Below are 22,637 nucleotides of genomic sequence, written 5' to 3'. Positions count from 1 at the left end.
GGCGCGCATGAGAAAAGGCTGAAAGCGACTTAGGACCGCAAACTGATGAACACGTCATCGTCCGCCCGCGCGGCCGGTTCGCGACCGGTCTCGATGAACCATTCGCGGCCGGCGACCGCGCGGAACACCGGTCCCGGCAGCCGCCCGAGCAGTGCGACCGTGCGTATGCCAGGGCCGCCGCGCATCTGGGTCTCGTGCATGCGCAGGGCTTCACGTTTCTGCCGCCAGAACCGTCCGACGTCGACCACGTGGGTGGTGTCGCTCCGGGCGGCGTAGCTGCCGGATGACGCGGTCAGCGGGAGCCGCGGCAGCAACCGGCCGGCCGGCCGCATCAGCCGCAGCGCCGCCCGCAGCCGTCCACGGTCGACCGTCGCCTCGAGCAGCACCGGGGTCCCGGCCGCGGCGGCGGCGTGCCGAGCGACGTGATGCAGGTGGCGGTGGTCCGGGTGGCCGTACCCGCCGTGCGCGTCGTAGCCGGTGAGCACGTGCGCCCGCTCCTCGCGCAGAATGGCGATCAGCCCCGCCGCCGCCTCGGCGACCGGCACGTCGACGAACCGCGGCCGGCCGCCGGCCGCCGGTGGGGCGTCGCCGTGCAGGCCAGAGTCGCGGTAGCCGAGGACGGCGACCCGGGCGCAGCCGAGGGCGGCGGCCGCGCGGAGCAGCTCGGCGTGCCGGCGGGTGGCGACCTGCTCGGCGGGCCCCTGGGCGCCGGCCTCGCCGAGGGTGGCGACCACCAGCACCACCCGGTGGCCCTCGGCGGCGGCGCGGGCCAGGGTGCCGCCGGTGAGCAGGCTTTCGTCGTCCGGATGGGCGTGGAACGCCACCAGCGTGAACCGGTCCGTCATCCGGGCACCTCCACCCGTCCTCGGTCCGGTGGAACCGGTCGGCGCCGGATCGCCGTCTCGTACAGCGCGTCGGCGGCGGCGAGCACGGCCGGCCAGCTCATCGGCGGCGCGGTGGCCCGGTTGTGCGCGGCCACGGCGGCGAGCCGCGCCGGATCGTCGAGGAGTGCGGCGAGCGTCGTGGCGAGCTCCTGGTCGGAGCGGACCAGCCAGCCCTCGACGCCGGGCCGGATGAAGTCGGCGACGCCGGTGCCGGCGCGGGCCACGACCGGGAGGCCGGCGGTGCGGGCCTCGAGGGCGGCGATCCCGAACGACTCGCGCACGGCAGGCGCGATGTAGAGATCCGCCGCGGCCAGGACGCGACGGATCGCCGGGCGGGTCAGCGCGCCGGTCAGCTCGATGCCGCCGGTCGCGCCGGTCGCGCCGGTCGCGCCGGTGGCACCGGTGGTGCCGGTCGTGCCGGTCCCGCCGGTCGCGCCGGCTCGTCTCCGCATCCGCGGCAGCTGCGGGCCGTCGCCGACCAGCACCGCCCGGAACCGTCCGGGGTGGTCGTCCCGCAGGCCGAGCAGGACGTCGAGAAGCGGGAGAGGCCGCTTCCGGCCGACCATGCGCATCACGCTCACCAGCGTCGGCACGGGCGCCCCGGTGGCGAACGGCTTGGCCGCGGGCCGTGCGGTCCGCCAGTCGGCGGGATCGATGCCGTTGGGCAGGACGCCGACGGCCGTGCCGTCCAGGGCCGCGCTCACCGCCTCGGCGGCCGCGGTGCTGACCGCCGTCCATACTGCCGGCCATCGGGCGGTGCCGTGCCACCGTGCGTACCGGCGGGCCAGCGGCAGGATGTCGTGCCACATCGAGTGCACCGAGATGACCGTCGGCAGGCCGCTCGCGGCCGCGGTCCGGGCTGCCGTCCACGACAGTGGCGACAGGGTGGAGATGTGGACGTGGACCACGTCCGCGCCGCACGACCGGAGAGCGCCGGTCAGCTCCGGGCCCGGCACCCGGCGGTAGGGGCCGGCGCCGAGCCGTCGACCGGCGCCCAGCCTCAGGACCGGGACGTCGCCGGCCGCCGGGAGAACCGGGGCGGCGGGACCGAGCGCCGCGCCGGCGCCGGCGGCCGGGGTGGTGGTGATGACCACGGTTTCGTCGCCGCGGTGGCGCTGGTGGGTGGCCAGGTCGTGGACCTGCAACTCGACGCCGCCCAGCCGTGGCAGGTAGACGTCGGTGACATGGGCTACACGCATGCCGGCTCCCGGCGTACGGTCAATCGCCTGCTCGCCCACCACCCGAGCAGAACCGCGCCGCCCACCGGGATCTCGGCCGCGAAGACGAACGCGCGGAAGAGCAGCACCCCGGCCAGCGCCCGGGTGGGATCGGCGCCGAGCGCGATCAGGACCGTGATCATGGCCGTCTCGGCCGGGCCGGCGCCGCCCGGGGTGACCACCAGCAGCGTCATCAGCCGCTCGGCGACCAGACCGGCCAGCACCACCGGCGGCGACGGCCGCAGCCCGACGGCGGCGAGGCAGCACCAGAACAGCGCGCCCTGGGCGAGCCAGTAGCCGGCCATGCCCAGCGTGAGGGTGAGCCGTCGCCGCCGGACCAGCACGTCCGTGCCCTCGAGCAGGGCGGAGACCGCCGTCGGCCAGCCTGCACCCACCGACCGCCCGCGCGACGCCCACGAACAGGCCCGGGATGCCAGGCCGACCACGTGCAGCAGCGGCGTAGCGCGCCCGCACATCGCCCGCAGCAGCAGCGCTCCGGCCCCGAACGCGACGGCGGCGGCGAGCACCCAGCCGCCGGCGGCCGGGGACAGAGCGCCGGAAGCGAGCAGGGCGCCGACCGCCACCGCGGGCATCAGCAGCTTGGCGATGACGTCGCAGGCCTTCGTGACCACGACGAAGCGGGCGAAGTCGAGGCGGCTGTGTCCCCAGGACCGGGTCATGGAGAGGTTCAGCGCGGTGCCGGCCAGGCCGCCCAGGGGCAGGACGTTGGAGACGGCGCTGCCGGTCAGGTTCAGGGTCAGGGCCCGGCGGCGGCGCAGGCCGGGCATCGACGCGCTGAGCACGGTCGCGTGCACGCACAGGCCGAGCATCCAGACGGCGCCGAGGCCGAGGATCTCGAACCACGGGAGCCGGCCGATCAGACCGAGCGCCGCCGTCCACGAGCCGCCCACGGCCGGCAGCCGTCCGGCCGCCCACGCCACCGCCGCGACGACGGCCACGGCCACGGCGATCCGAGCCGGTCTTCGTATCGGCACGCGAGCCTCCATCGCCGAACCGCACCCGACCCGGCGACGATCACAAACGCGTACTGAGGGAACGCTGAAAGCACCGCTGTGGCCCAAGTCACACGCTGCGAGGCACCCGCGGCGCCGCCGCCGTCGTCTAGCTGGGTGTGAAAAGAAGCCTGGAGGCCGCCGACGAGGGCGAGCTCGTGCGACGCATAGCGGCGGGGGACCGTCGCGCGTTCGACGAGCTGTACCGGCGGACGTCGCCATGGCTGCTGGCCCGGCTGCGGCGGCGGTGTGCCGACGACGACATGGTCGCCGACGTCATGCAGGAGACCTACCTCGCGGTGTGGCGGGCGGCCGGCAGCTTCGCGGGTACGGCTGCCCAAGGAAGCTCGGTGGCCCAGGGAAAGTCGGTGGCCCAGGGCAGCGCGCTCGGCTGGCTCTGGACGATCGCCGCCCATCGGCTCGTCGACGCGTTCCGGCGGCGGGTCCGGCAGAACCAGGTGCCGCCGGTGCCGCTGACCGAGACGGTCGCCGCCGCCGCCGAGGACGAGGTGCTGGCCGGGCAGGTCGGGCACGAGCTGGAACGGGCCCTGCTCGAGCTGCCGGCCGAGGCGCGTCAGGTGCTGCGGGCGATGGTCCTCGACGGCCTGTCCGTGCGGGAGACGTCGCTGCTGCTGGGGATGCCGGAGAACACGGTGAAATCGCGGGCCCGGCGGGCCCGGATCGCGCTGCGGGAGGCGCTGTCATGACGACCCATCCGAGCCGAGAGATCATCAGCCGGTACGCGCAGGGGGAGCCGGCCCTCGACGAGGTCACCGTGTGGTCGGTCGAGACGCACCTCGAGGACTGCGCCCAGTGCCGGGCGCTGGTGCCGGCCGACGACTCGCGCGCTCTCCTCGATCGGGTCGCGCTCGCCCTGGAGAGCGCCATCGCGGCCGGGCCGGCGCCGGAGCCGCGCCGCCGGTGGTTCGCCGCGCGCAACCGCTGGCTGGTCTGGCATCTGGTGCCGTGGCTGACCATGACGGTGGCGGCGCTGGCCTGCGCGGCCGGGCTGCAGGCGCTGCTGCCCGACGTGCCGTCGCTGGTGATGCTGCTGGCGCCGGTCGCGCCGCTGCCCGGGGTGGCGATCGCGTGGAGCCGGCGGCACGACCCGATGGGCGAGCTGATCGCGACCACCCCGGCGGCCGGATTGACCATGCTGTTGCGGCGTACGGCCGGGGTGCTCGCCGTGATCGTGCCGGCGCTCGCCCTGGCCGGCGCCCGCACCGGCGGCGTGGACCTGGCCCTGACCCTGCTGCCGTGCCTGGCGTTCTCCGCCGCCACCATCGCGCTCGGCGCCTTCGTCGGGGTGCGCCGCGCGGCCCTCTGGCTCGGCGCCGCCTGGGTGCTGGCCGTGGCGACGCCGGCTGTGCTCGCCGCGCGCCTGCCGCTGGTGCTGCGGCCCGGGTCGTCCGTGGCCTGGGCCCTGCTGACCCTGGCGCTGACCGCCCTCGCGGCGACGCGGGCCGCCAACTTCCGCCTGCTGAACAGCCATAACTGACGCTGCGAAGGAGCACGATGATGCGCACGGTGAGCGCGGCCGAGTCGGCACCCACCACCTACCCGTGGGCGGTCCATGCCGATCGGCTGCGAGTGCGGGCGGGACGGCACCTGGCCGTGGACGGGCTCGATCTGGCTCTCGGCACCGGCGTCCACGGCCTGCTCGGCCCGAACGGCGCCGGCAAGACGACCTTGATGCGGGCGCTCGCCACCGTCATCGGTCCGGCCGGCGGCGAGCTGACCCTGCTCGGCGAGCCGGTCGGCGGGCGGGGCGACCTGCGGGGCGTACGGCGGAAGCTGGGTTATCTGCCCCAGCAGTTCGGGTTCTATCCGCGGTTCACGGTGCGCGAGTTCGTCGAATACATGGCCTGGCTCAAGGAGATGCCGAAGGCGGAGATCCCCGGCGCCGTGCAGCGGGCGATCGACCGGGTCGGCCTGGCCGCCAAGGCCGGCGCGCGGATGAAGACTCTCTCCGGCGGCATGCTGCGCCGGGCCGGCATCGCCCAGGCAATCGTCAACGACCCGGCGGTGCTGCTGCTCGACGAGCCGACCGTCGGCCTCGACCCCGAGCAGCGCCTCGACTTCCGCGAGCTGCTGCGCGACGTCGGTGTCGACAGCTGCGTGCTGGTCTCCACCCACCTGGTCGAGGACGTGGTCGCGGCCTGCACCGACGTCGTCCTGATCAACGAGGGGCGGCTGGTCTACCAGGGCACCCCGGACGACCTGGCCGCCCGCGGCGGGGAGCGCGACGCCGGTGACAGCCCGGCCGAGCGCGGCTACTCGGCGCTGCTCAAGGCGCACCGGGCGGAGGCGGCCCGATGAGCCGGATGCTGCGCGTCGAGCTGCGCCGGTCGGCGGCGATCGGCACCGCCCTCGCCCTGCTGGTGGTCGGCGTCCTCGCCCTGTTCTTCGCCGAGGGCATCGGCTTCGCCACCGGGTGGATGCAGCTGGCCATGACCCAGCGGCTCTACCTGGTCCTGCTCTGGCCGCTGGCGCTGGCCGCGGGCGCCTGGCAGGCTCGCCGCGAGCACCGGTCGCGGGTGGCCGAGCTGTTCGCGAGCACGCCGCGGCCGCGGGCCCAGCGGGCGGCGCCGACGCTGGGCGCGATGGCGATCGCGGTGGTCGGCGGTTACCTGGCGATGGGCGTGGTGGGCGGCCTGTGGATCGCCGGCACCGCGCGCTACCTGCCCTTGTCGGTCTTCGTCGTCACCGGGGTCGGCGCGCTGGCGCTGGTCGCCGCCGTCTGGCTCGGTCTCGCGGCCGGCCGCCTGCTGCCCTGGCCGGTGACCGCGCCCGCCCTGGGCGTGGGCGGTCTCGCGCTGCTGCTGCTCATCCCGGGCGCGACCCGGCCGCGGGGCTGGCTGGCACTGGTGTTCTCGCCGATCTACGAGATGAACATGCCGGACGCCTACACGACGGTCCCGGAGCGGGCGAGCGCCGCCCAGGCCCTGTGGCTGGCGGCGCTGACGGTCACCGCGCTGCTGCTGGCGATCTCCGGTGGCTGGCGTTCGCGTACGGCCGCGGTGGTGCCTTTGATCTTGGGGGTGGTGCTGGCCGTCGCCGTCATGCCGCACCGGAACCGGTACGTCGTCTCCTCGGTCGACACCACCGCGCAGGAGCTGGTGTGCGCGAAGGACCAGCCGCGGGTGTGCCTGAGCCGGGTCCACTCCGGACTGCTGGGCGAGGTGGGCCCCGGAGCGGCCGAGGGGCTGGCCGCGCTGGCGAAGCTGCCGGGCGCGCCGACCCGCGTGCACGAGGACACCACCACCTACGTGCCCGATGTCTACCCGGCCTGGGACAACGACGTGGTGCTGCTCGAGGTCGAGGTGGGCACGAACGGTCACCTCCGCGACCGGGCCGACGTGCCGGTGGAGGTGGTGACCGGGGCGTTCGCCAGTCCGCCGCACTGCGAGAGCACGGCGAGCGCGGCGCAGGCGCTGGCCGCCGCCTCCTGGCTGATCGGGCGGCCGCCCGCCGACGCCGAGGCGCGGGCGCTGTGGGAGACGTTGCACGCGCTGCCGGCTGGCGAGGCGCAGGCCCGGGTCGTGGCGCTGCGCACGGCCGCGCTGACCTGTTCGGTCCCGCGATGAGGTGGCTGGGGCAGCCCCCGCGCTCCCGGCACGCCGCGGCGACGCCGGCCCGATGGGTCGCGCCATGAGGTGGCTCGGGTTGTACCTGCGCTCCCGGCACGCTCCGGCCGCGCTGATCGGGGCGGGCGGGTGCGCGGTGGTGTCGTGGTCGCTGTGGTCGGTCTTCTCCGACAGCCGGGCGGTCGGCCCCGAGATGGTGGTCCTCACGCTGCTGCTCTCGGTCGCCGCGCTCACCGCCACCCTCGGCGGGCCCGACGACGCCCTGGAGAAGACAGCCGCCCTGCGCTGGGCGCCGCGCCGGGCCGCGCACCTGCTGGTGGCGTCGCTGGTCGTGGCGGGCCTGCCGCTGGTCACGCTGGCGACCGGGGCGCGCTTCGGGCCGGCCGGGCTCGTGGTACGGGATGCGGCCGGCCTGCTCGGGCTGACGGCGCTGGGCGCGGCGACGATCGGCACGCCGCGCGCGTGGTTCCTGCCGCTGGGCTGGACGCTGGCCGCCATCATGTTCCCGCGGGCGGAGCCGCTGCTCGGCCGGATCGCGACCTGGCAGTCCCAGGCTCCGTCGAGCACCGCCGCGGGGGTGGTCGCCGGGTTGCTCGCCGCGGCCGGGCTTGTCGCCTATGCGGCGGCCGGGCCGGCCAGGCGCGCACCGGCCGGGTCGGCCACATGACGGCCGAGCCGCCGGGCCGGGGCGATCGGCGGGATGTCGGATCACCGGGCCTGGCGTGTCGCCTTCGCGGCAGGACCGATGCCGATGTGCTTCACCCGTGTCAGCCTTCCCCGATGGCAGGCCACCACACGAGGGGGAGTCACACCATGGCCGGAACCATCGGGAAACACGCGCTGGTGCTGGGCGGGAGCGTCGCCGGGCTGCTGACCGCCCGCGTGCTCGCGGACCACTATGCCAGTGTCGCGATCGTCGAGCGTGATCACTTACCCGCCGGCGCCGAGCAGCGGCGCGGGGTGCCGCATGGGCAGCACGTGCACGCCATGCTGCCGCGCGGTTTGCAGATCATCGAGGAGCTGCTTCCGGGCTTCACCGCTCAGGTGATCGCGGCCGGCGGGTCCACCGGCGACATGCTCGCCGACGTCCGGTGGTACCTCAACGGGCGGGCGTTGCGGCGGGCGACCGCGGGCGTGAAGGCCCTCTCGGCCAGCCGGCCTCTCCTGGAGGGCACGATCCGGGAGCGGGTGCGGGCGCTGCCCAACGTCACCTTCCTCGAGGGGTACGACGTGACCGGCCTGCACGCCTCGCCGGGGCGCGAGCGGATCACCGGGGCCGAGGTGGCCAACCGGGACGGCTCCGACGCCCGCGTGGTCTCCGCCGGCCTGGTCGTCGACGCCACCGGCCGGGGCTCCCGGACGCCGCGGTGGCTGGCCGAGCTCGGGTACGAGGCGCCCGCCGCCGACACGGTCGCGATCGACCTCGCCTACAGCACCTGCGTGGTCGCGGCGCCCGGTGATCTGCTCGGCGGCGACCTGGTGGTGGTGACCCCGCGCTTCCCGGGGCAGCTGCGCAGCAGCGTGATGCAGCGCCTGGAGGGCGACCGGGTGCTGATCACCCTGGCCGGCGTGCTGGGCGAGCGCCCGCCGCTGCTGGCCGGCGACCTCCGGGCGTACGCGCGAAGTCTGTCCATGCCCGACACCTACGACGTGCTGCGCGCCGCCGAGCCGCTCGGGCCGCCGGTGCCGTTCCGCTTCCCGGCCTATGTGCGGCACCGCTACGACCAGCTGCGCCGCTTCCCGGCCGGCCTGCTCGTCGCCGGGGACGCGACCTGCGGTTTCAACCCCGTCTACGGCCAGGGCATGTCGGTGGCCGCGATGAACGCCGCCGCCCTCGGCGACGAGCTGGCCCACGGCGGCGAGCCCGACCCGTACCGCTACTTCCAGGCCGTCTCCCGCATCCTGGAGGCCCCGTGGCGGCTGGCCGTCGGCGCTGATCTCGCCCTGCCGGGGGTGACCGGCCCGGCGCTGTCCGAGTCGCCGCTCACCCCCGACTACCTGCGCCGGCTGCAGCTGGCCGCGACCGAGGACGACGAGGTAGCGGTGGCGCTGGTGCGGGTGACCAGCCTGGTCGATCCGCCGGCGAGCCTGCTCCGGCCGGAGATCGTCGAACGGGTCGACCGCGTCCCGGCCGGCGCCACCCCATGAATGCCGGGGTCACCCCAGGAAAGCAGCGCCAACCCAGGAAAGCGGCGCCAACCCAGGAAAGCGGCGTCACCCCATGATCGAAGGCCCTACGCGCGGGGGTCTTTGATGGATCGCTGGTAGACCTCCGCGTAGGTGGGGGAGTCCTGGATCAGGCCGTCGGTGAAGGCGGCGACGTCGGTGCCGATGAGCTCGAGGACTCCCTTGCCGGACGCGGCGCCCTCGGCGAAGAAGTCGAGGATCTCGGAGAGCAGGGTGCCGTCGGCGAGGCCGACCGGGCCGACCTTGAAGAGGTACCGCTGCATCTCCTGGTAGACGATCCGGTAGTCCGGCGGGAGGGCCTTGACCCGGGCCACGTGCGCACGCCACTGCCGCTTGCCCTCGATGATGTCGTGAATGCCCATGTCAGCCTCCCAGCCGGGCCAGTTTGCGGGCGACGTTCCGGTTCAACTGCGCGCGCCACCGGTCGCGGTAGGTGCGGGCGCCCTCGCCGCCGGCCAGTGCCGCGCAGAATCCGGGGATGTCGTCGCCGATGACCTCGTGCGCGCTCAGGCCCTCGGCCGCGGACTCCTCGAGCAGCGCGAGAGCGGCATCGGCGATCGGCATGAGGTTGCGGCCGGAGAAGTTGCCGTACGGGAAGAGGTTGCCCTTGATCTGTTCCCATGCGGCCCGGTGATCGGCCGGCAGCGCCGCGGCCCGGGCCTCGAACGCCGTCCAATCCCGGGTGAGATCGCTGCCGGTGATGGTCTGCCAGAAGCTCATCGCCCGCCCTCCTTGAGCCTGTCGATGCGTGACGAGACGTACTCCCATTTCGCCCAGAACGTCGCGAGCTCCCGCCGCCCGGCGTCGTTGAGCGCGTAGAACTTGCGCGGCGGGCCCACTTCGGACGGTCGTTTCGTCACCTGTACGAGCCCGTTGCGCTCCAGCCGCAGCAGGATCGTGTAGACGGTCCCGTCGATGACGTCGGTGAAGCCGAGATCGTTCAGCCGGCGCGTGATCGCGTACCCGTAGGTCTCCTCGCCGTTGATGATCTCGAGGACGCAGCCCTCGAGCGTGCCCTTCAGCATCTCGGTCAGGTCTTCCATCCCCGGCTCCCCTCTCGCCCCGCGCGGTACCCCGTAGCACCGGGTACCGCTATACGGTAACACCGGGTACCGCTATCCGGTAGTACCGAGTAGCGAGGAGAAAAGTATCGAGTAGCGAGGAGAAAGGGGAAAACGAAGACGGCCGACCGTCCCGGGAGATCACGCGGATGTCGCGGATCTGCAACCTGGAACGATCGGCCGCCGTCGTGCCCGGCGAGTCTCTGCGGAACCGCCGGGCCGCTCGGATCAGAGCGGACGGATGTTCTCCGCCTGAAGACCCTTGGCGCCCTGCGCGACGTCGAACTCCACCCGCTGGTTCTCCTCGAGGGTGCGGTAGCCCGAGGTCGCGATGGCGGAGAAGTGCGCGAACACGTCCTTGCCGCCGTCGTCCTGGGTGATGAAGCCGAAGCCCTTGTCGCCGTTGAACCACTTCACGGTACCGGTGGCCATTTTTTCTCCTTGCCAGCTGTGCGGCCCGCACCTTGCGAGCCGCGCGTCACGGCATTGATCGCCCCGGGAACTTACGACGAAAACAAAAAACGCCTGGCGGGTCTCAGATGACCCAACAGGCGCCGATCACGTCTTAGGAGAATCAAAACTGCAACGCTGCCACCGTAGCGCAGCGGTGGCCGGGAAGCCAGGCAGGCCCACCGGTTGAGCGAAGATGGCGTCATGGAGACCGACATCGTCGAGCGGCTGGCCGGGGCGTCGCGGATCGGGCTGGGTCTGGCGGCGGTCGGCCGGCCCGGCTACATCAATCTCGGCCGGGAGGCGGACCTGCCGGAGCGGCGGACCGTCGAGGCGATGCGCGCCCGGGCGCACGAGATCCTCGACGCGGCGTACACGGCCGGCGTCCGGTACTTCGACGTCGCCCGGTCGTACGGGCGGGCCGAGGAGTTCCTGGCCGGATGGCTGGACGGGCACGACGACGTGGTGGTGGGCAGCAAGTGGGGATACACCTACACGGCCGGCTGGCGGGTCGACGCCGAGGTGCACGAGGTCAAGGACCACAGCCTCGGCTCCTTCGAGCGCCAGTACGCGGAGACGCGGGCCCTGCTCGGCGACCGGCTCGACCTCTATCAGATCCACTCCGTCACGCCCGACAGCCCCGCCCTGCACGACACGCGGCTGCACCGCCGGCTGGCCGGGCTCGGTGTCGTGGTCGGGTTGTCGACCAGCGGGCCGGCCCAGGCCGAGGCGATCCGGGCCGCGCTGCGGGTCGAGGTCGGCGGGCGGCCGCTGTTCCGCAGCGTGCAGGCGACCTGGAACCTGCTCGAGCCGAGCGCCGGCCCGGCGCTGGCCGAGGCGCACGACGCCGGCTGCCTGGTCATCGTGAAGGAGGCGCTGGCCAACGGCCGCCTGGCCGGTGAGCCGGGCGACGCGGTCGCCCTCGCCGCGGCGCTGCGCCAAAGGTGGGCGACGATCGTGCTCTCCGGCGCCGCGACCGTCGAGCAGCTGAGGTCGAACCTGCGCGCGTCCGACCTGGCCGCCGGTCCGGCCGGCGACGCCGGCCACGCGGGCGACGCTGACCACGCCGGCCACGCCGGCGACCTGGCGATTCCAGCCGAGCGTTACTGGCAGGAGCGCTCCCGGCTGCCCTGGCGCTAGCGCCGCCTGCGGAACGCCGCCCGTGGCCGACCGCCGCCGGCGACAAGCCGCTCAGCGGGCGACCGCCGCCTTCGGGGTCATCAGCTCCACGCCGTTCGCCGCCAGGGCCTCGCGCAGGTCCGGCGGCGGCGGGTTGTCGGTGATCAGGTAGTCGGCGGCGCCGAGCTCGGACACCTGGGCGAACAGCCGCCGGCCGAACTTCGACGAGTCGGCCAGGATCGCGACCCGGGCGGCGCGGGAGATCATCTCCTGCATCATCGCCGCCTCGGCCAGGTTGCTGGTCGTGTAGCCGGCCTCGGCCGAGACCGCGCCGACGCCGATCAGCGCCAGGTCGCAGCTGATGTCGAGCTCGGCGCCGGTGTTGGCGCGGAAGCTGACCGGCCCGATGGTGGCCAGCGTGAGCGAGCGGACCGCGCCGCCGAAGACGTAGATGTCGCGGATCGCGGCCGGCGGCAGCGCGCCCGGCACCAGCAGGTTGTTGGTCGCCACCGTCAGCTCGCGGTGCTGGCCCAGGCACTTGGCCAGGGCGAGCGTGGTGGTGCCGCCGTTGATCATGATGGTCGAGCCGTCCTGGACCAGGGTCGCGGCCAGCGCCGCGATCTTCTCCTTCTCCTGCTCCTGCACGGTGAGGCGCTGATCGACGGCGCGGTCGGTGCGGGAGACGGTCGACAGGCTGACGGCCCCGCCGTACGTGCGCACGAGGCTGCCCTCGGCGGCCAGTTGATCGAGGTCGCGCCGGACCGTGTCGATCGAGACGCCGAAGCGTTCGGCCAGCTCACCGACGGTGACCTGACCGGTGTCGGCGACATAGGCCGCGAGCTGAGCCTTGCGTCCGGCAGGTAGATGGCGCGGCCGCTCGTCCCTGTCAACGCTCACTGTTCCCCCTTGTCAGTGCGGCAGTATGCCACAGCCGCGTGTCCATTGAGCACATCGCTGCGCGGAGCCGCGAAGAGCCGCAAGGATGGGCACGACCGGCCCAAACGCGGCTCTGCCCAGGGCGAACGGCGGCTTCGAGGATGTCCCATGGCGCAACAGTATGCCGTACTCCGCAGTTTTCTGCTGTTCTTCTCTTGTATCCATCTGTAACACGCTGCTAACGTGACGCCAACGCAGCAGAGAACGGAAAGATCTCGATAGAAGGAGCCATCATGGCGGTTCGTGCAACCCGGCTGAGGCGAGTGATAGGGGCGGTGACGGCGGCCACGACGGTCGCGTTCGTGGCGGCGTGCGGCGGCGGGGGCTCGGACGACGCGACCTCCGGCGGCAACGTCACGCTGGAGTTCGCCCAGTGGTGGGGGGCCGAGCTTCCGGCCGGGGAGTTCGACAAGATCGTCAACGATTTCACGACGCAGAATCCGACCATCAAGATCAAACTGCTGAGCGCGCCGTACGCCTCGACCAAGCAGCAGCTGATCACCGGTGCCGCCTCGAAGACCCTGCCCGACGTGGTCGGCCTCGACGGCGCCTGGGTCAACGACTTCGCCAAGCAGGGCGCGATCACCGACCTGTCCAAGCTGATGACCGACGCGAACTACGACGGCAGCCAGCTGGCCAGCCAGGTTCAGTACAAGGGCAAGACGTACATGATCCCGGTGGTCAACTTCGTCTACCCGCTGTTCGTCAACAAGGACCTGCTGGCCAAGGCCGGCGTGACCAAGACGCCGTCCACGCGCACCGAGTTCCTCGACGCGGCCAAGAAGATCAGCGCCACCGGCAACGGCGTCAAGGGCTGGGCCCTTCCGCTCGACACGGCGGTCCCCAACGGCATCCAGAACGACGTCATGTCCTGGCTGTGGGCATCCGGCGGCAGCATGCTGGCCGACGGCAAGCCGGCCCTGCAGACCCCGCCGGTCAAGAGCACCGTCGAGTACGTGAAGAGCCTGAACGACGCGGGCGTCATCGCACCCGGCTCGCTCACCATGAAGGAGCAGGACAAGGTCGAGAAGTTCACCAACGGCCAGGTCGGCATGATGATCGACTCGCTCGCGCACATCAACCTGATCAAGAAGAACGCGCCGAAACTCAAGTTCGAGGTGGCGGCCCTGCCGGCCGAGGACGGCTACACCGGCAAGCGCGGCATCCCGTACGCGTCCTGGGGCATCGGCATCTCCAACAGCACCAAGCACAAGGCCGAGGCGTTCAAGTTCGTGTCCTACCTGATGAGCAAGGACACCAACGCCAAGCTCAGCACGATCGCGAACGGCTTCCCCGGCAACAAGACCGCCCAGCCCGACTTCGGTGACAGCGACCCGCTGTTCAAGACCGCCTTCGGCATCTACCAGCAGGGCTACCCGGCCAACGAGTTCGTCGGCCTGCCCAAGTCCGAGGACCTGATGCGCAGCTTCGACGAGCAGCTCCAGCTCGTGCTGACCGGCAAGTCGAGTGTCGACGACGCGCTCGCCAAGGCCCAGCAGTCCTGGTCCTCGGTGATCGAGTAGTCCGCCCGGGCGCCGCGCCTCGGCGAGAGGCGCGGCGCCCGACGAAGGAGAACAGCCATGACTTTGATCGCCTCCAAGACCGCCCCCACGGTCGACCAGGCGGCGCCCGCCAAGAAGACCGTCGCCCGGCGCCTGATCCCGTACGGCTATCTGTCCCCGACGATCGTGCTGATCGTGGTCCTGATGGTGGTCCCCATCGTCATGGTGATCAGCTACTCGTTCCGGGACAACGTGATCGTCCAGGACAACTCGGTCTTCGCCGGGTTCGCCAACTACACGACGGTGCTCACCGACCCCGACTTCCTGGCCGCGATCAAGAACACCGCGATCTTCATCACCGTCAGCATGGTGGCCCACCTGGTCCTCGGCCTGACGTTCGCGATGATGCTGAACTCGCCGCTGCTGGGCGGGGTCACCAAGGCCATCTTCCGGATCGTCTACATCCTGCCCTGGCTGTTCACGATCGCGGTCATCGCCGTCATCTGGCGGCTGCTGCTCGACCCGTCCGGCGTCGTCAACTACGTCCTGCACACGCTGGGCCTGATCGAGCAGGGCGTGAACTGGCTGGGCGACCCGGGCACGGCGCTCTGGGCGGTCACCTTCATCAACATCTGGTCCGGCTACCCGTTCTTCATGATCAGCTTGCTGGCCGGCCTCCAGGGCATTCCCGGCGACCTGTACGAGGCGGCGGCCGTCGACGGCACGAACTGGTTCCAGCGCTTCCGGCACGTCACCCTGCCCCAGCTGCGGCCGGTGATCATCAGCATGGCCGTGCTCGACCTGATCTGGACGTCCCAGCAGTTCGCGCTGATCTGGATGACGACCGGCGGCGGGCCGCTGAACACCACCGAGATGCTCAGCACCTACACCTACAAACAGGCCTTCAGCGAGTACGAGTTCTCGACCGCCTCGGCCGCCGCCGTGATCGTGCTGCTGCTGACGATGATCCTGGCCTTCTTCTACGTCCGTCAGCAGAGGGAGCGCTGAGATGGCGACCACCGTCAAGACCCGCCGCACCCTGGCGAAGACCGGTGTCATCGCCGGGCTCGTCCTCGGCGCCCTGTTCGCCGGCCTGCCGGTGCTGTGGATGCTGTCGACCTCGTTCAAGAACAACGGCGAGGTCTTCCAGAACCCGCCCCGGCTGCTGACCAAGGGCTTCTCGCTGCACGCGTACACCGAGATCCTGGGCAACCCCGCCCAGCTGCGGTTCTTCGCCAACAGCTACATCGTCGCCATCGCGGTGACGGTCCTGACCCTGCTGGTGGCGCTGCTGGCCGGCTACGCGTTCAGCCGCTTCACCTTCCCGTTCCAGAAGACCATCAACGCGGTGATCGTCAGTGTGCAGGCCGTGCCGCCGATCACGCTCGTCATTCCGTACTTCGGGCTCGTCGTCGCGCTCGGGCTGTACAACACCTATCCCGGCCTGATCCTCACCCACATGGTGTTCACCCTCCCGTACGCGATCATCATGATCACCGCGTACCTGAACACCCTGCCGAAAGAGCTGGACGAGTCCGTCAAGGTCGACGGCGGCAACGGCTGGACCGCGCTGTGGCGGATCCTCGTGCCGATCTCGGTCCCGGGCCTGATCGCGGTCGGCGTCTACACGTTCATGATCTCGTGGAACGAGTACCTCTTCGCGCTCACGCTGACCCGTACCGACGACATGCGCACGGTGCCGATCGGGATCCAGCTGCTCATGGGCCAGCACTCGTACGAGTGGAACCAGATGATGGCGATGAGCATCCTCGGCTCGATCCCGGTCCTGGTCCTCTTCCTGCTCTTCCAGAAGCGGTTCATCGGTGGGCTCACCGCCGGTGCCGTCAAGGCCTGACCTCTCAAAGGAGAAACACCGTAATGCTGACGACCGGCAAGGCGATCCTCGATGTCGCCAACGAGCACAGCTTCGCCGTGCCCGCCTTCAACATCAGCGACTGGGCGATGTTCCAGGGCATCGTGGAGATCAGCGAGGAGACCGACGCGCCCCTGATCGTCGCCATCCACCCCGACGAGGTCCGGCACATCGGCGCCGACCTGATCCCGGCCATCGCCGCGCGGGCCCACCGGTCGAGCGTCCCGATCGCCATTCACTGGGACCACGGCGCCGACTTCGCCCAGATGCTGCAGGCCTTCCAGTACGGCTTCACGTCGGTGATGATCGACGGCTCGCTCAAGCCGTTCGAGGAGAACATCGCGATCACCAAGCAGGTCACCGAGGCCGCGCACGTGCTCGGCGTCTCGGTCGAGGGTGAGCTCGGCACGATCGGCGGCAACGACTCGTACGCCGAGGCCGGCGCCGCCGAGATCATCTACACCGACCCGGACGACGCCGTGACCTTCGTCGAGCAGACCGGGGTCGACAGCCTGGCCATCGCGATCGGCACGTTCCACGGCTTCTACCCGAAGGACCTCAAGCCGGAGCTGAAGCTCGACCTGCTCAAGGAGATCAAGGGCCGGCTCGGCATCCCGCTGGTGCTGCACGGTGGTTCCGGCAACCCGGACGACGAGATCCGCGAGGCCGCCCGGATCGGTATCAACAAGATCAACATCTCGACCGACATCAAGGTCGCGTACCACGACAAGATGCGCGAGGTGCTCGGCACCGACTCGAAGCTGCGCGAGCCGAACGCCATCCAACCTGAATGCATTCGCGCTATGCAGGTCGTTGCCGCCCACAAGATCCAGCTGTTCGGGGCCGAGGGCAAGGGTTCGCTCTACTGAGATGGCCGACCCCTCCCGTGTCCTTCTCGGTCTCGGCGGCTGCGTCGACTACGAGCTGAAGCTGACGGCGGCGGTCCTGGAGAAGCTGATCGTCGACCACGGCATCGTCGCCGCGGAGCTGACCTCGCCGGCCCCGGGCAGCGGCTGGGTCGCCAGCGAGCGGGACCTGGTCGTGTCCATCCTCGGATACGTGGCCCGGGGCGGGGGCGGCGAGCACTACGTCGCCTCCGCCCCGGCCCTGTCCACCTTCGCGGACCGGTTCCCGCACCGGCAGACGCTCGGCGGCACGTCGGTGCGGGCCGGGATCCTGATGAGCCGGCTCGGCGTGCCCTCGACCCTGCACCTGGTCACCGTCAACGACACGTTCCGCCGCCTGCTGCCGCCCGGCACCGAGTACATCACCAGCGGCGCCGGGGACACCTTCTACCCGCACCTGATCGTCCAGTACGACCAGGGGCTGTGGATCCGCGCCAACGACATCGACATCCACGCGCCGTACCCGAACCGGCTGATCTACGTCAACGACCCGGCCAACGGCGACATGCGGCTCACCGACGACCTCGGCGACCGGCTCGGCAAGGCCGGCGTCTTCCTGATCTCCGGCTTCAACGCCATGCGCGACCGGGCCGAGCTCGACGTACGGCTGGCCGCGCTGCGCGAGCACATGCGGCAGCTGCCGGACGACGCGGTGACCTACTTCGAGGACGCGGCGTACCACGAGCCGGCCTTCAGCGCCCGGGTCCGGGAGGCGCTGCTCGACCGGATCGACGTCTACGGGCTGAACGAGGACGAGCTCCAGGCGTACCTGGGGCGGCCGGTCGACCTGCTCGACGCGGCCGACGTCGCCGACGCTCTCACCGCCGTGCACGCGCTGATCCCGGTGCCGACGCTGGTGCTGCACACCAAGTACTGGGCGCTGGCGCTCGGGGCCGGCGACGACGCCGGCGACCATGCCGGCGCCCTGGACACCGGCACGGTCATGGCCGCCGCCCGGTACGTCCACGGCGACGACTTCACCGACGCCGACGTCGCCCGGTTGCGGTCGCTGCCCCGCCGCCCGGAGTCGGTCGCGTTCGCGGCCGCGCTGCGTGCCCGGCTGGGCGACGCCGTCCACTGTGTGGCGGGATTCGCGCTGGACGTTCCCGATCCCACTACGGTCGGACTGGGAGACACGTTCGTCGGGGGTTTCCTGGCGTCGGTGGCCAAGAAGGGACTCTCATGACGGTCGAGGCACTGGGCGCCAACCAGCCCGAGACGTTCTACCGCGGCGCCGGCCGGATCGCCGCGTTCCGCAACGTGCCGGCGCTGCCCGATCGGCCGGAGGACTGGGTCGGCTCGACGACCACCCGGTTCGGCCTCGCCCCGTCCGGGCTCTCCACGCTGGCCGACGGGCGGGTGCTGGCCGATGCGATCGCCGCCGATCCGCGCTGGTGGCTGGGCCCGGAGCGCACCGACACCGGCGTGCTGGTGAAGCTGCTCGACGCCGGTCAGCGCCTGCCCCTGCACGTCCATCCCGACCGGCGCTTCGCGACCACGCATCTGGCCTCGCCGTACGGGAAGACGGAAGCCTGGGTGATCGTCGAAGCGCGCCCCGACGCGTACGTCCACCTCGGTTTTGATCGTGATGTCGCGGCCGAGGAGCTCGCCGGCTGGGTGAGTGGGCAGAAGACCGACGAGATGCTCGCCGCGACCAACAAGATCCCGGTGGCCGCGGGCGACGCGATCCTCTGCCCGGCCGGCCTGCCGCACGCGATCGGCGACGGCATCCTGCTGGTCGAGGTGCAGGAGCCGACGGACTTCTCGGTGCTGCTGGAGTACGAGGGGTTCGGGCTCGCGGACGGGCACCTCGGGCTCGGCTACGACCTGGCGCTGCAGTGCGTCGACCGCAACGCGTGGACGCCGTCCCGCCTGGCCGGCCTGCGCGGCGACGCGGCCCACCTGCTGCCGCCGGCGGCGGACGAGTTCTTCTCCGCCCGCCGCCTCTACGGTGGTGACCGCCTGGCGCAGGGGTTCAGCGTGCTGGTCGCGGTGGCCGGCGAGGGCCGCCTGCGCGGCGAGACCGACGACCTGTCCCTCCGGCGGGGTGACACGCTGCTGGTCCCGTACGCCGCCGGGCCGCTCGTCCTCGAAGGCCAGATCGAGGCGATCCGGTTGGCCGGCTAGGTTTTCTGTTTCTTACAGTCGGGCTATCGCCGACGCCGGGTTCTCGACGGCGTCGGCCACCGCCCGCATGAAGCCCGCCGCCGTGCCGCCGTCACAGACCCGATGGTCGAAGACGAACGACATCTGCGTGATCTTCCGGACGCAGATCTGCCCGTCGACGACCCAGGGCCGGTCCATGATCCGCCCGAAGCCGAGGATCGCCACCTGCGGATGGTTGATGATCGCCGCGCTGCCGTCCACGTTGAAGCTGCCGTAGTTGTTGAGCGTGAACGTGCCGGCGGTCAGCTCGGCGGGCGTGACGCGGCCTTCGCGGGCGCGCTGGGTGATCGCGCGGATCTCCCGGTCGAGATCGGTGGTGGTCAGCCGGCCGGCGTCCATGACGGCCGGCACGACGAGGCCGCGGTCACCCTGGACGGCGAGGCCGAGGTTGATGTGGTCGAGCTCGACTATCTCGTCGCGGTCGTTGTCCCTCTCCAGGCGGGCGTTGAAGACGGGGTAGGCCTTCAGGGCGGCCACGGTGAAGCGGGCCAGATAGGCGATCAGGCCGGGACCGGTGGGATTCGATCGGCGGAGCTCCCACAGCGGGGTGGCGTCCACGTCGGCCCAGACGGTTGCTTCGGGGATCTCGGCGCGGCTGCGGGAGAGGGTGGCCGCTACGGCTTTGCGGAAGCCGCTGAGAGGGGTTCGGCGTTCGCCGCCTGTGGATGACGGGCCGAAGTTGTCGGTCCGAGGCGATACGCTGCGCCCACCCATTGAGGGCGGGGGTGGCGGCGGCGTTTGCGCCGCGGCGATTTGATTTTGAACGTCGGCACGGGTGATGACGCCGCCTGCGCCGGTCGGCGTCACGGAGCGCAGATCGATGCCGTTGTCGCGAGCCAGGGCGCGGACCAGCGGAGAGATCACGAGTGGCGGCGCGGCGGGTGTTGGCGCGGGCTGAGCGGGCGGTGCCGGCTGAGTGGGTGGCCCGAGCGGTGGCGGTGTGCCGAGAGCGGCGGATCCGGTGGGCGGTGCCGAGGGCGTGGACGATCTGGGAGATGTGGGCGATCCGGGCACGGTTTGCGGTGCGGGCGGCGCGGGCGATCCGGGCACGGTCTGCGGTGCGGGTGGCGTGGGCGATCCCGGCGCTGCCTGCGATGTGGCCGATGTCGGCGATCCCGTAACGGTCTGCGAAGCGGGCGCGGCGTGCGGAGCCGGAGCCGGAGCCGGAGCCGGAGCGGGAGCGGGAGCCGGAGCCGGAGCCGGAGCGGGGCGCGAGGCCGGTGCGATCGGCGATGTGGATGACGGGGGAGTGGCTGCGGCCCGGGGGCGTCGGCGGCGTCCCTTGCCGTGGGTGGCCGCCGTGCCGTAGCCGATCAGGACGTTGCCGGAGCCGGCCCGCTCCTCCTCCCGATATGCCTCGCCGGCCGGGGAAAGGGCGTCGACGGTGATCAGGGGGGTGCCTACGGTCAGGACCGAGCCCTCGGGGCCGTGCCGGACGGCTACCCTCCCGGCGAACGGGGACGGGACCTCGACCAGCGACTTCGCGGTCTCGACCTCGACGATCGGCTGGTCGACCGCGACCTCGTCGCCCACGGCTACCAGCCAGCGTACGATCTCCGCCTCGGTCAGGCCCTCGCCCAGGTCGGGCAGCAGGAAGACCTGTGCGGTCGCGGTGGTCATGCGTCCTCCCACTGAAGGTCGTCGACGGCGTCGAGGATGCGGTCCACCCCGGGCAGCTGGAAGTGCTCGAGCTTGGGCGGGGGGAACGGGATGTCGAAGCCGGTCACCCGGCGCACGGGGGCGGCCAGTGAGTGGAAGCAGCGCTCGCTCACCCGGGCCGCGATCTCGGCGGCGACGCCGGCGAAACCGGCGGCCTCGGCCACGACCACGGCGCGGCCGGTCGAGCGGACGGCGGCGCAGACGGTCTCGTCGTCGAACGGGACTATCGAGCGGACGTCGACCACCTGGAGGCTGCGGCCCTCCTGGGCGGCGACCTCGGCCGCCTCGAGCGCGGTGGGAACGGTGGGGCCGTACGCGATGAGGGTGGCGTCGGTGCCCGCGCGGACGACCGCGGCCCTGCCGATGCCGGGGACCGGCGTGCCGAAGTCGACCTCCTCCTTCGACCAGTAGAGCTTCTTCGGCTCCAGGAACACCACCGGGTCGGGCGAGGCGATCGCCTCCCGCAGCAGGTAGTACGCGTCGGTGGCGTTCGACGGGGCGACCACGTGCAGGCCGGGCGTGTGCGCGTAATAGGCCTCGGACGAGTCGCAGTGGTGTTCCACGCCGCCGATCCCCCCGGCGTACGGGATCCTGATCACCATCGGCACGGTGACGCGCCCGCGGGTGCGGTTCCGCATCTTCGCCACGTGGCTGACGATCTGCTCGAAGGCGGGGTAGGCGAAGGCGTCGAACTGCATCTCGACCACGGGACGCATGCCGTTCATGGCGAGGCCGACGGCGACGCCGACGATCCCGGACTCGGCCAGCGGGGTGTCGAAGCAGCGGGTCTCGCCGAACTGGGCGGTGAGGCCGTCGGTGATCCGGAAGACGCCGCCGAGCTGGCCGACGTCCTCGCCGAAGACGAGCACGGACGGGTCGTCGGCGAGGGCGTCGCGCAGGGCCCGGTTCAGCGCCTGGGCCATCGACAGCTTCTCGTGCGTCATCGGCCGGCCTCCCGGGCCAGTTCGTCGGCGACGACCGCGGCCTGTTCCTTCAGCTGGGGCGTGCGCTCGGCGTACACGTAATCGAAGAGGTCGTCGGGGCGCGGGTCGACGTCGAGGTTGAGGCCGGCCCGGGTGTGCGCCGCCACCTTCTCGGCCGCTTCGGCGAAAGCCGCCACCTGAGCGTCGGAGAGCGCGAGGAACGACGAAAGGCGGGTGATCGGGTCGCGGGCAACCCACGCGGCCACGTCGGCCTCGTCCCGGTAGCGGGTCGCGTCGTCGGCGTTGGTGTGCGCCTGCATCCGGTAGGTGTGCGCCTCGACCAGCTGCGGTCCCTCGCCGCGGCGGGCCCGCGCGACGGCGTCCCCGAGCACGGTCAGCAGCGCCGCCACATCGTTGCCGTCCACCCGCTCGCCGGGCATGCCGTAACCGATGGCCTTGTGCGCCAGCGACGGCGCGACCGACTGGCGGGCCAGCGGCACCGAGATCGCGTACTCGTTGTTCTGCACGAAGAAGACGACCGGCGCCTTGAAGACGGCCGCGAAGTTCAGCGCCTCGTGGAAGTCGCCCTCGCTGGTCGCGCCGTCGCCGCAGAGCGCCATCACGACCGTGGGCTCGCCGCGCAGCGTGGCGGCGTGCCCGACCCCGACCGCGTGCAACAGCTGGGTGGCGAGCGGCGTGGCCTGCGGGGCGACCTTCTTCTCGTACGGGTCGTAGCCGGCATGCCAGTCGCCCTTGAGCAGCACCAGCACCTCGACCGGGTCGACACCGCGGGCGACGGCCGCGGCCGTGTCGCGGTAGGTCGGGAACAGCCAGTCGCCGTCGGCCAGCACGTGCGCGGCGGCGACCTGGCACGCCTCCTGGCCGTGGGAGGAGGGGTAGACCGCGAGCCGGCCCTGCCGGACGAGCGCGTTGGCCTGGTCGTTGAGGCGCCGGGCGATCACCAGGTCGCCGTACGCCCGGAGCAGGGCCGCGCGATCGGGCAGGGGTTCGCCGGTCGCGGCGCCCGAGGGGTCGATCAGCTGGACGGGATCGGCCGACGGCAGCATGAGACTCGGGTCACGTGTCATGGTGGAATCCTGCGCGGGCCGTCTTTCGGATTCCATATTCGCGGGAAAGGCGAGAAGACGTCTCCGA

The 22,637-nt window shown here is 71.9% G+C and carries 24 protein-coding genes; 13 read left to right on the top strand and 11 right to left on the bottom strand.

All coding sequences use genetic code 11. From position 1 onward, the window contains the following. Positions 1-29 precede the first annotated feature (29 nt). The 3 genes from ACQP2F_RS31635 to ACQP2F_RS31625 are packed head-to-tail and all read right to left on the bottom strand — an operon-like array spanning position 30 to position 3,096. Positions 30-845 carry a PIG-L family deacetylase gene (locus ACQP2F_RS31635; protein WP_433293849.1) on the bottom strand — a complete coding sequence of 272 codons (816 nt, stop codon included), beginning with the start codon at positions 843-845 and terminating at the stop codon, positions 30-32. Further along, complete coding sequence (locus tag ACQP2F_RS31630; RefSeq protein WP_433293847.1) at positions 842-2,083, bottom strand: glycosyltransferase family 4 protein; 1,242 nt, start codon at positions 2,081-2,083, stop codon at positions 842-844. The genes ACQP2F_RS31635 and ACQP2F_RS31630 overlap by 4 nt, the downstream gene beginning before the upstream one ends. Next, positions 2,074-3,096, bottom strand: a complete 1,023-nt coding sequence (locus ACQP2F_RS31625) for a lysylphosphatidylglycerol synthase transmembrane domain-containing protein (RefSeq protein ID WP_433293843.1) — start codon at positions 3,094-3,096, stop codon at positions 2,074-2,076. The genes ACQP2F_RS31630 and ACQP2F_RS31625 overlap by 10 nt, the downstream gene beginning before the upstream one ends. 137 nt (positions 3,097-3,233) lie before the next feature. Between ACQP2F_RS31625 and ACQP2F_RS31620 the strand changes: the two genes are divergently transcribed. From ACQP2F_RS31620 to ACQP2F_RS31595, 6 genes are all read left to right on the top strand, one after another. Then, positions 3,234-3,821 (top strand): RNA polymerase sigma factor, encoded by a 588-nt coding sequence (locus ACQP2F_RS31620; protein ID WP_433293841.1) that lies wholly within the window; start codon positions 3,234-3,236, stop codon positions 3,819-3,821. Further along, positions 3,818-4,612 (top strand): hypothetical protein, encoded by a 795-nt coding sequence (locus tag ACQP2F_RS31615; RefSeq protein WP_433293840.1) that lies wholly within the window; start codon positions 3,818-3,820, stop codon positions 4,610-4,612. Before ACQP2F_RS31620 ends, ACQP2F_RS31615 begins: the two co-directional genes overlap by 4 nt. A gap of 20 nt (positions 4,613-4,632) precedes the next feature. Then, positions 4,633-5,433 (top strand): ABC transporter ATP-binding protein, encoded by an 801-nt coding sequence (locus tag ACQP2F_RS31610; RefSeq protein ID WP_433293838.1) that lies wholly within the window; start codon positions 4,633-4,635, stop codon positions 5,431-5,433. After that, positions 5,430-6,701 (top strand): hypothetical protein, encoded by a 1,272-nt coding sequence (locus ACQP2F_RS31605; protein ID WP_433293836.1) that lies wholly within the window; start codon positions 5,430-5,432, stop codon positions 6,699-6,701. Before ACQP2F_RS31610 ends, ACQP2F_RS31605 begins: the two co-directional genes overlap by 4 nt. Positions 6,702-6,765: 64 nt before the next feature. After that, positions 6,766-7,368 carry a hypothetical protein gene (locus tag ACQP2F_RS31600; RefSeq protein WP_433293834.1) on the top strand — a complete coding sequence of 201 codons (603 nt, stop codon included), beginning with the start codon at positions 6,766-6,768 and terminating at the stop codon, positions 7,366-7,368. Positions 7,369-7,514: 146 nt separating this feature from the next. Then, positions 7,515-8,849: an FAD-dependent oxidoreductase gene (locus tag ACQP2F_RS31595; protein WP_433293832.1), complete on the top strand. Its 1,335-nt coding sequence runs from the start codon at positions 7,515-7,517 to the stop codon at positions 8,847-8,849. A gap of 86 nt (positions 8,850-8,935) precedes the next feature. On the opposite strand, the gene ACQP2F_RS31590 is transcribed toward ACQP2F_RS31595, so the two are convergent. The 4 genes from ACQP2F_RS31590 to ACQP2F_RS31575 form a co-directional block, all read right to left on the bottom strand. After that, positions 8,936-9,250, bottom strand: a complete 315-nt coding sequence (locus ACQP2F_RS31590; protein WP_433293829.1) for a DUF1048 domain-containing protein — start codon at positions 9,248-9,250, stop codon at positions 8,936-8,938. A gap of 1 nt (position 9,251) precedes the next feature. Further along, the gene (locus tag ACQP2F_RS31585) at positions 9,252-9,608 is read right to left on the bottom strand and encodes a DUF1048 domain-containing protein (protein ID WP_433293827.1); all 357 of its coding nucleotides are present in this window, start codon (positions 9,606-9,608) and stop codon (positions 9,252-9,254) included. Continuing rightward, positions 9,605-9,931, bottom strand: a complete 327-nt coding sequence (locus tag ACQP2F_RS31580; RefSeq protein ID WP_433293825.1) for a PadR family transcriptional regulator — start codon at positions 9,929-9,931, stop codon at positions 9,605-9,607. Before ACQP2F_RS31580 ends, ACQP2F_RS31585 begins: the two co-directional genes overlap by 4 nt. Before the next feature lie 246 nt (positions 9,932-10,177). Next, the gene (locus ACQP2F_RS31575; RefSeq protein ID WP_433293823.1) at positions 10,178-10,381 is read right to left on the bottom strand and encodes a cold-shock protein; all 204 of its coding nucleotides are present in this window, start codon (positions 10,379-10,381) and stop codon (positions 10,178-10,180) included. A gap of 222 nt (positions 10,382-10,603) precedes the next feature. Here ACQP2F_RS31575 and ACQP2F_RS31570 point away from each other — a divergent pair, with 222 nt between their 5' ends. Further along, the gene (locus ACQP2F_RS31570; RefSeq protein ID WP_433293821.1) at positions 10,604-11,539 is read left to right on the top strand and encodes an aldo/keto reductase; all 936 of its coding nucleotides are present in this window, start codon (positions 10,604-10,606) and stop codon (positions 11,537-11,539) included. Positions 11,540-11,590: 51 nt separating this feature from the next. Here ACQP2F_RS31570 and ACQP2F_RS31565 read toward each other — a convergent pair whose 3' ends face one another. Further along, positions 11,591-12,415: a DeoR/GlpR family DNA-binding transcription regulator gene (locus tag ACQP2F_RS31565; protein WP_433293819.1), complete on the bottom strand. Its 825-nt coding sequence runs from the start codon at positions 12,413-12,415 to the stop codon at positions 11,591-11,593. Between the two features lie 272 nt (positions 12,416-12,687). Here ACQP2F_RS31565 and ACQP2F_RS31560 point away from each other — a divergent pair, with 272 nt between their 5' ends. From ACQP2F_RS31560 to ACQP2F_RS31535, 6 genes are read left to right on the top strand one after another with little or no spacing between them, the layout of a single operon-like run. Beyond that, complete coding sequence (locus tag ACQP2F_RS31560) at positions 12,688-13,977, top strand: ABC transporter substrate-binding protein (protein WP_433293817.1); 1,290 nt, start codon at positions 12,688-12,690, stop codon at positions 13,975-13,977. 57 nt (positions 13,978-14,034) lie between these two features. Beyond that, on the top strand, positions 14,035-14,964 hold the full coding sequence (locus ACQP2F_RS31555; RefSeq protein WP_433293815.1) for a carbohydrate ABC transporter permease: 930 nt from the start codon (positions 14,035-14,037) through the stop codon (positions 14,962-14,964). Position 14,965: 1 nt separating this feature from the next. Continuing rightward, positions 14,966-15,811 (top strand): carbohydrate ABC transporter permease, encoded by an 846-nt coding sequence (locus ACQP2F_RS31550; protein ID WP_433293813.1) that lies wholly within the window; start codon positions 14,966-14,968, stop codon positions 15,809-15,811. Between the two features lie 23 nt (positions 15,812-15,834). Then, positions 15,835-16,698, top strand: coding sequence for a ketose-bisphosphate aldolase (locus ACQP2F_RS31545; RefSeq protein WP_433293811.1), 864 nt, complete (start codon positions 15,835-15,837; stop codon positions 16,696-16,698). 1 nt (position 16,699) lies between these two features. Then, on the top strand, positions 16,700-17,920 hold the full coding sequence (locus ACQP2F_RS31540) for an ADP-dependent glucokinase/phosphofructokinase (protein ID WP_433293809.1): 1,221 nt from the start codon (positions 16,700-16,702) through the stop codon (positions 17,918-17,920). Then, the gene (locus ACQP2F_RS31535) at positions 17,917-18,861 is read left to right on the top strand and encodes a class I mannose-6-phosphate isomerase (protein ID WP_433293807.1); all 945 of its coding nucleotides are present in this window, start codon (positions 17,917-17,919) and stop codon (positions 18,859-18,861) included. Before ACQP2F_RS31540 ends, ACQP2F_RS31535 begins: the two co-directional genes overlap by 4 nt. 12 nt (positions 18,862-18,873) lie before the next feature. Here ACQP2F_RS31535 and ACQP2F_RS31530 read toward each other — a convergent pair whose 3' ends face one another. Genes ACQP2F_RS31530 through ACQP2F_RS31520 form a run of 3 tightly spaced genes read right to left on the bottom strand, consistent with a single transcriptional unit; the run spans position 18,874 to position 22,606 of the window. Next, entirely contained in the window at positions 18,874-20,520 is a 1,647-nt protein-coding gene (locus tag ACQP2F_RS31530) for a dihydrolipoamide acetyltransferase family protein (RefSeq protein ID WP_433293805.1), read from the bottom strand. Next, entirely contained in the window at positions 20,517-21,503 is a 987-nt protein-coding gene (locus ACQP2F_RS31525; RefSeq protein ID WP_433293803.1) for an alpha-ketoacid dehydrogenase subunit beta, read from the bottom strand. Before ACQP2F_RS31525 ends, ACQP2F_RS31530 begins: the two co-directional genes overlap by 4 nt. Beyond that, positions 21,500-22,606 carry a thiamine pyrophosphate-dependent enzyme gene (locus tag ACQP2F_RS31520; RefSeq protein WP_433293801.1) on the bottom strand — a complete coding sequence of 369 codons (1,107 nt, stop codon included), beginning with the start codon at positions 22,604-22,606 and terminating at the stop codon, positions 21,500-21,502. Before ACQP2F_RS31520 ends, ACQP2F_RS31525 begins: the two co-directional genes overlap by 4 nt. Positions 22,607-22,637: the final 31 nt, after the last annotated feature.

Source organism: Actinoplanes sp. CA-030573 (assembly GCF_050951115.1).
Classification (GTDB): Bacteria; Actinomycetota; Actinomycetes; order Mycobacteriales; family Micromonosporaceae; genus Actinoplanes.
The sequence above is the reverse complement of the archived record's forward strand: the minus strand, read 5'-3'. Positions and strand labels throughout refer to the sequence as shown.

Bases quoted from the DNA above. Each gene is read 5' to 3' on its own strand.
- ACQP2F_RS31525 (WP_433293803.1), bottom strand. From the start codon at position 21,503: ATGACGCACGAGAAGCTGTCGATGGCCCAGGCGCTGAACCGGGCCCTG.
- ACQP2F_RS31580 (WP_433293825.1), bottom strand. From the start codon at position 9,931: ATGGAAGACCTGACCGAGATGCTGAAGGGCACGCTCGAGGGCTGCGTC.
- ACQP2F_RS31570 (WP_433293821.1), top strand. From the start codon at position 10,604: ATGGAGACCGACATCGTCGAGCGGCTGGCCGGGGCGTCGCGGATCGGG.
- ACQP2F_RS31560 (WP_433293817.1), top strand. From the start codon at position 12,688: ATGGCGGTTCGTGCAACCCGGCTGAGGCGAGTGATAGGGGCGGTGACG.
- ACQP2F_RS31635 (WP_433293849.1), bottom strand. From the start codon at position 845: ATGACGGACCGGTTCACGCTGGTGGCGTTCCACGCCCATCCGGACGAC.
- ACQP2F_RS31530 (WP_433293805.1), bottom strand. From the start codon at position 20,520: ATGACCACCGCGACCGCACAGGTCTTCCTGCTGCCCGACCTGGGCGAG.
- ACQP2F_RS31600 (WP_433293834.1), top strand. From the start codon at position 6,766: ATGAGGTGGCTCGGGTTGTACCTGCGCTCCCGGCACGCTCCGGCCGCG.
- ACQP2F_RS31585 (WP_433293827.1), bottom strand. From the start codon at position 9,608: ATGAGCTTCTGGCAGACCATCACCGGCAGCGATCTCACCCGGGATTGG.
- ACQP2F_RS31540 (WP_433293809.1), top strand. From the start codon at position 16,700: ATGGCCGACCCCTCCCGTGTCCTTCTCGGTCTCGGCGGCTGCGTCGAC.
- ACQP2F_RS31630 (WP_433293847.1), bottom strand. From the start codon at position 2,083: ATGCGTGTAGCCCATGTCACCGACGTCTACCTGCCACGGCTGGGCGGC.
- ACQP2F_RS31550 (WP_433293813.1), top strand. From the start codon at position 14,966: ATGGCGACCACCGTCAAGACCCGCCGCACCCTGGCGAAGACCGGTGTC.
- ACQP2F_RS31605 (WP_433293836.1), top strand. From the start codon at position 5,430: ATGAGCCGGATGCTGCGCGTCGAGCTGCGCCGGTCGGCGGCGATCGGC.
- ACQP2F_RS31535 (WP_433293807.1), top strand. From the start codon at position 17,917: ATGACGGTCGAGGCACTGGGCGCCAACCAGCCCGAGACGTTCTACCGC.
- ACQP2F_RS31555 (WP_433293815.1), top strand. From the start codon at position 14,035: ATGACTTTGATCGCCTCCAAGACCGCCCCCACGGTCGACCAGGCGGCG.
- ACQP2F_RS31590 (WP_433293829.1), bottom strand. From the start codon at position 9,250: ATGGGCATTCACGACATCATCGAGGGCAAGCGGCAGTGGCGTGCGCAC.
- ACQP2F_RS31545 (WP_433293811.1), top strand. From the start codon at position 15,835: ATGCTGACGACCGGCAAGGCGATCCTCGATGTCGCCAACGAGCACAGC.
- ACQP2F_RS31615 (WP_433293840.1), top strand. From the start codon at position 3,818: ATGACGACCCATCCGAGCCGAGAGATCATCAGCCGGTACGCGCAGGGG.
- ACQP2F_RS31595 (WP_433293832.1), top strand. From the start codon at position 7,515: ATGGCCGGAACCATCGGGAAACACGCGCTGGTGCTGGGCGGGAGCGTC.
- ACQP2F_RS31575 (WP_433293823.1), bottom strand. From the start codon at position 10,381: ATGGCCACCGGTACCGTGAAGTGGTTCAACGGCGACAAGGGCTTCGGC.
- ACQP2F_RS31520 (WP_433293801.1), bottom strand. From the start codon at position 22,606: ATGGAATCCGAAAGACGGCCCGCGCAGGATTCCACCATGACACGTGAC.
- ACQP2F_RS31610 (WP_433293838.1), top strand. From the start codon at position 4,633: ATGCGCACGGTGAGCGCGGCCGAGTCGGCACCCACCACCTACCCGTGG.